5 protein-coding genes (1 of these 5 cut by a window edge) are annotated in these 6,328 nt (G+C 36.1%); all 5 read left to right on the top strand.

Going from position 1 to position 6,328, the window contains the following annotated elements:
• Positions 1 to 184 precede the first annotated feature (184 nt).
• Positions 185 to 397 (top strand): S4 domain-containing protein YaaA, encoded by a 213-nt coding sequence (gene yaaA / locus C2I06_RS18735; RefSeq protein ID WP_047944608.1) that lies wholly within the window; start codon positions 185 to 187, stop codon positions 395 to 397.
• A gap of 14 nt (positions 398 to 411) precedes the next feature.
• Positions 412 to 1,530 (top strand): DNA replication/repair protein RecF, encoded by a 1,119-nt coding sequence (gene recF, locus C2I06_RS18740; RefSeq protein WP_095333221.1) that lies wholly within the window; start codon positions 412 to 414, stop codon positions 1,528 to 1,530.
• A 15-nt stretch (positions 1,531 to 1,545) separates the two neighbouring features.
• The gene (gene remB / locus C2I06_RS18745; protein WP_047944610.1) at positions 1,546 to 1,791 is read left to right on the top strand and encodes an extracellular matrix regulator RemB; all 246 of its coding nucleotides are present in this window, start codon (positions 1,546 to 1,548) and stop codon (positions 1,789 to 1,791) included.
• 57 nt (positions 1,792 to 1,848) lie between these two features.
• On the top strand, positions 1,849 to 3,780 hold the full coding sequence (gyrB, locus tag C2I06_RS18750; protein WP_095333220.1) for a DNA topoisomerase (ATP-hydrolyzing) subunit B: 1,932 nt from the start codon (positions 1,849 to 1,851) through the stop codon (positions 3,778 to 3,780).
• A gap of 166 nt (positions 3,781 to 3,946) precedes the next feature.
• Positions 3,947 to 6,328, top strand: the 5' portion of a protein-coding gene (gene gyrA, locus C2I06_RS18755; protein WP_123258652.1) for a DNA gyrase subunit A. The gene runs 141 nt beyond the window's last position; only the first 2,382 of its 2,523 coding nucleotides appear in the window; the start codon lies at positions 3,947 to 3,949; its stop codon lies off the right edge, out of view.

Raw genomic sequence — 6,328 nt, forward strand, 5'->3', positions numbered from 1 at the left:
TTTTCTTTTTATAGAGTGGTTGCATGAATATACAAAACGATTAATAAGTAAGTTGTGAGTGTGTTTTAACCTGCTCATTTCGACTATTCACGACTTATTTATAGAAATATTACACTTTTCTTTGTGTATCAATAAATTATTTAGTAGAATAGAAAGATACGATTAAAGTTGAGAGAGTGAAAAGATGAATAATCAAATTAAAATTGACACGGATTATATTACATTAGGTCAATTTCTAAAAGTAGCAGAGTTAATACAATCAGGTGGAATGGCAAAATGGTTCCTAGGAGAATACGAGGTATTTGTGAATGGGGAACAGGATCAGCGCAGAGGAAGAAAATTAAGAAGTGGTGACGAAATAAATATTCCTTCATTTGGCAAGTACACTGTTTTATAAAAGGGTGAAACCAAATGTATATTGATGAGTTGCTTTTGAGAAATTACCGGAATTATGAGGAACTGAATATTTCTTTCGAAAATAAAGTAAATGTAATTTTAGGAGAGAACGCACAAGGAAAAACCAATGTGATGGAATCTATCTATGTTCTAGCTATGGCTAAATCTCACCGAACCTCTAATGATAAAGAACTTATTCGTTGGGACAAAGAATATGCTAAAATAGAAGGTAGATTAGTTAAGGCACATGGGAAAATTCCCATGCAGTTAGTCGTGGCTAAAAAAGGGAAAAAGGCAAAGTTTAATCATATAGAGCAGCGAAAACTAAGTCAATATATCGGTAATATGAACGTAGTTATGTTCGCACCTGAAGATTTAAATCTAGTAAAAGGCAGCCCGCAAATTAGAAGAAGATTTATTGATATGGAAATAGGGCAAATATCACCAGTATATTTGCATGATATGAGCCAGTATCAAAAAATTTTACACCAGCGAAATACCTACCTAAAACAATTACAAACAAATAAACAAACAGACCATACAATGCTTGAAATACTAACCGAACAATTTATAGATATGGCAGTTAAAATTGTCGCAAAGCGTTTTGAATTCCTGCATCTGCTGGAAAAATGGGCGGTTCCGATTCATAAAGGAATATCTCGCGGGTTGGAAACACTAGAAATTCGCTATAAACCTTCCGTCGATGTATCAGAAGACCAAGATTTGTCGAAAATGAAGAGCATATACGAAGAAAAATTCCAACATTTAAAAAAACGGGAGATTGATCGAGGGATGACGTTATTCGGACCTCATCGTGATGATATGATGTTTTATGTGAATAATAGAGATGTACAAACCTTTGGTTCACAAGGACAGCAACGAACGACTGCATTATCAATAAAGATGGCGGAAATTGAATTAATTTATTCTGAGATTCGTGAGTATCCAATACTCCTGCTAGATGATGTCCTTTCTGAATTAGATGACTACCGGCAATCTCATTTATTAAATACCATTCAAGGGAAAGTGCAAACTTTTGTGACAACAACCAATGTTGATGGAATTGACCATCAAACGTTAAAAGAAGCTGCTACTTTTCAGGTTGAATCCGGAACGATTAAAAAGATTCAATAACTTTGAGGTGAAAAAGTGTACGTTCATATTGGAGAAAATATTCTTGTGCGAACTTCAGAAATTTTAACTATATTAGATAAACAGACAGTTGAGTCCTCTCCTATCTCAAAGGAATTTCTAGAACGACAAAAAGCAATGACCAATGGGAAAAGTTCCACTTATAAATCTATTGTGATAACGAAGGATACTATCTATTTTTCGCCGATTGCTTCTAATACGTTAAAAAAAAGAATAGTCCAGTTAACTATTCAAGAGTACTAATGATGCAAAATTAAATGAAAAAATTTTTTGATGTCAATAGAAAGTTAGGTGATCGATATGTCAACGGAACAAAATCCAGTTGAACAACAATCTTATGATGAGAGTCAGATACAGGTTTTAGAAGGCTTAGAGGCTGTTAGAAAAAGACCAGGAATGTATATCGGGTCAACAAGTGGCCGAGGTCTGCATCACTTAGTGTGGGAAATTGTCGATAACAGTATTGATGAAGCGTTAGCTGGTTTCTGTAATGAAATAAATATTATTATCGAACAAGATAATAGTATTACGGTTAAAGATAATGGTCGTGGTATTCCCGTTGGTATTCAGGAAAAAATGGGAAGACCAGCTGTAGAAGTAATCATGACAGTTCTCCATGCCGGAGGAAAGTTCGGCGGCGGCGGTTATAAAGTGTCTGGTGGACTTCATGGGGTAGGTGCTTCGGTAGTAAACGCACTTTCGACAGAATTAGAGGTTTTTGTACATCGGGATGGAAATATTTATTACCAAAAATACCAAAAAGGGGTTCCTGCTGCTGATTTAGAAATTATTGGTGAAACGGATACTACTGGAACCACTACACACTTTAAGCCAGACGGCGAAATTTTCAAGGAAACATTAGAATATGACTATGAAACATTAGCTAATCGCGTTAGAGAGCTTGCTTTCTTAAATCGTGATATTCGTATTACGATTGAAGATAAACGTGAAGGATTGGAAAAAAGAAAAGAATACCATTATGAAGGTGGTATAAAATCATACGTAGAGCATCTAAATCGTAATAAAGAGGTCCTTTTTGAAGAACCAATTTATATTGAAGGAGAAAAAGACGGGATAACAGTTGAAATCTCTTTCCAGTATAATGACGGGTATACCGGTAATATTCATTCATTTGCAAATAATATTAATACGCATGAAGGTGGAACCCATGAAGCTGGCTTTAAGACAGCCCTCACCCGTGTAATTAATGATTATGCAAGAAAGAATAACTTATTAAAGGAATCAGATACGAATCTTTCGGGTGAAGACGTAAGAGAAGGTCTTGTTGCAATCGTCTCTGTTAAACATCCAGATCCACAGTTTGAAGGACAAACAAAAACCAAACTAGGAAATTCAGAAGTTCGTACCATTACAGATACTGTTTTTTCTGAACACCTTGAGAAGTTCCTTTTAGAAAATCCTACGGTAGCTCGTAAAATTGTAGACAAAGGTCAAATGGCTTTAAGAGCAAGGATTGCTGCGAAAAAAGCAAGAGAATTAACTCGTCGTAAAAGTGCTCTCGAAGTTTCGAGCTTACCAGGAAAATTGGCGGATTGTTCTTCAAGAGACCCGAAAATTAGTGAACTATTCATAGTAGAGGGAGATTCTGCTGGTGGTTCTGCAAAATCAGGTAGAGATCGTCATTTCCAGGCAATCCTGCCGCTAAGAGGTAAAATACTTAATGTTGAAAAAGCTAGACTAGATCGGATTTTATCTAACAATGAGGTTCGTTCCATGATTACTGCAATTGGAACAGGAATTGGGGATGATTATGATATATCCAAAGCGAGATATCATAAAATTGTTATTATGACAGATGCCGATGTTGATGGTGCTCATATTCGAACATTATTATTAACCTTTTTCTACCGTTATATGAGAAAGATTGTAGAAGCTGGTTATATTTATATCGCGCAACCGCCACTATACAGCATTAAACAAGGGAAAAAGCTAGAATATGCATATAGTGATAAACAATTACAAGAAGTTCTAGCTACATTACCAGCTACCCCTAAACCGAATATACAGCGTTATAAAGGATTAGGAGAAATGAATGCAGAGCAGTTATGGGATACAACAATGGATCCTGAACACCGAGTACTTTTACAAGTAAGTTTAGATGACGCCATTGAGGCAGATGAAACATTTGAAATGCTAATGGGTGATAAAGTAGAGCCACGCAGAAACTTTATTGAAGAAAATGCGACCTACGTTAAAAACCTAGATGTTTAAAGATAGGAAAAGAAATTTGGTGCTGATTAGATTGGCACCTTGTGTGTTTCTTTAGAAGTTAGTTATTCCTATTAATCATAAGGAATTCGATTAGATATTCTTTTTCTAAAAACACTTTTTGTCAGGAAGAAGATGATCTAATTGTTTCTTAAGGAGGTTCCTTTACATGGCTGATATGCCAAATTCTCAAATTAAAGATAGAAATATAAGTAAAGAAATGCGTGATTCCTTTTTAGATTACGCGATGAGCGTTATTGTTTCTCGTGCTCTTCCAGATGTACGAGATGGACTAAAACCTGTACACCGACGTATTTTATATGCGATGCATGATCTTGGAATGCATTCTGACAAGCCGTTTAAGAAATCGGCCCGTATTGTTGGGGAAGTTATCGGGAAGTATCATCCACATGGTGATAGTGCTGTTTATGAGACAATGGTTCGTATGGCTCAGGATTTTAACTATCGCTATATGCTTGTTGATGGGCATGGTAACTTTGGATCTGTAGATGGTGACTCTGCCGCAGCGATGCGTTATACGGAAGCAAGAATGTCAAAAATAGCAATGGAGCTATTACGTGATATTAATAAAGATACAATTGATTACAAGCCAAACTTTGATGGAGAAGAAAAGGAACCAGTAGTATTACCTTCTCGATTCCCTAACTTACTAGTGAATGGTACAAGTGGGATAGCGGTCGGAATGGCTACAAACATCCCTCCACATCAATTAGGAGAAGTAATAGATGGAGTCCTTGCTGTAAGTAAGAATGCTGATATTACCATTCCTGAATTAATGGAAATTATTCCAGGACCCGATTTTCCAACTTACGGAATGATCGTAGGTAGAAGCGGAATTAGAAAGGCCTATGAGACTGGCAGAGGTTCCATTATATTAAGAGCACGAGTGGAAATTGAAGTGAAGCCTAGTGGTAAGGAAGTTATTATTGTGAAAGAGATTCCTTATCAAGTCAATAAAGCAAGACTAGTAGAGCGTATTGCTGAATTAGTCCGCGATAAAAAAATTGATGGAATCACTGATTTACGAGATGAATCGGATCGTAATGGAATGCGCATTGTAATTGAAGTGCGAAAAGACGCAAATGCCAATGTTTTATTAAATAATCTATATAAGCATACGGCTATGCAGACGAGCTTTGGTATTAATCTCCTTGCACTGGTTGATGGGCAGCCAAAGGTACTTAACTTAAAACAATGTTTAGCTCATTATCTGGATCATCAAAAAGTTATTATTCGCAGAAGAACAGAATTTGAATTAAGAAAAGCTGAAGCTAGAGCTCATATACTAGAAGGGCTGCGCATCGCTTTAGATCACTTAGATGAAGTAATTAGCTTAATTCGTAGTTCCCGAACCACGGATATAGCGCGTGAAGGATTAATGACGAACTTTAATCTTTCGGAAAAACAAGCTCAAGCTATTCTGGATATGCGTTTACAAAGATTAACTGGATTAGAAAGAGAAAAAATCGAAGATGAATATCAAGAATTAGTTAAGTTAATTGCTGAATTAAAAGCTATTCTAGCGGATGAAGAAAAAATCTTAGAAATTATTCGCGAAGAGCTTCTAGAAGTAAAAGAGCGATTTAACGATACACGTCGTACGGAAATTATTGCTGGTGGAATTGAAAACATCGAAGATGAAGATTTGATTCCAGAAGAAAATATCATTATAACCTTAACTCATAATGGTTATATTAAGAGACTGCCAGCATCTACTTATCGAGCACAAAGACGTGGAGGAAGAGGAATTCAGGGCATGGGTACGAATGAGGATGACTTCGTTGAACAGTTAAGCTCAACATCTACTCATGACACTATTCTATTCTTTACTAATAAAGGGAAAGTATACAGATTAAAAGGGTATGAAATACCGGAATTCAGCCGTACTGCTAAAGGTATTCCAATCATTAACCTTTTAGGTGTGGAAAAGGATGAGTGGGTCAATGCAATTATTCCTGTTTCAGAATTTGTAGATGATTGGTATTTATTCTTCACTACAAAAGAAGGAATATCTAAACGTTCTCCATTATCATCTTTTGCTAATATAAGAAATAATGGACTAATTGCTGTTAACTTAAGAGAAGGCGATGAGTTAATCTCTGTACGTTTAACAGATGGTTCAAAGGAAATTATTATTGGTACGAAAAACGGCTTGCTTATTCGCTTCCCAGAGACAGATGTACGTTCTATGGGTAGAACAGCAACTGGCGTAAAAGGTATTACTCTATCATCTGAAGATGAAGTGGTAGGTATGGAAGTTCTTGAAGAAAATTCAGAAATACTGATTGTAACTAAGAAAGGTTACGGAAAAAGAACACCGATAGATGAATATAGAGTTCAAGGTAGAGGCGGAAAAGGTATTAAGACATGCAACATTACCGATAAAAACGGAAATCTTGTATCGATGAAAGTCGTTACCGGTGAAGAAGATGTAATGATTATCACAACAGGTGGCGTTTTAATCAGAATGGCAGTAAGCGATATTTCTACAATGGGTAGAAGCACTCAAGGAGTCCGACTGATTAAATTA

It is taken from the genome of Niallia circulans (genome assembly GCF_003726095.1).
Classification (GTDB): Bacteria; Bacillota; Bacilli; order Bacillales; family Cytobacillaceae; genus Niallia; species Niallia circulans_A.

Bases quoted from the DNA above. Each gene is read 5' to 3' on its own strand.
- gyrB (WP_095333220.1), top strand. From the start codon at position 1,849: ATGTCAACGGAACAAAATCCAGTTGAACAACAATCTTATGATGAGAGT.
- yaaA (WP_047944608.1), top strand. From the start codon at position 185: ATGAATAATCAAATTAAAATTGACACGGATTATATTACATTAGGTCAA.
- recF (WP_095333221.1), top strand. From the start codon at position 412: ATGTATATTGATGAGTTGCTTTTGAGAAATTACCGGAATTATGAGGAA.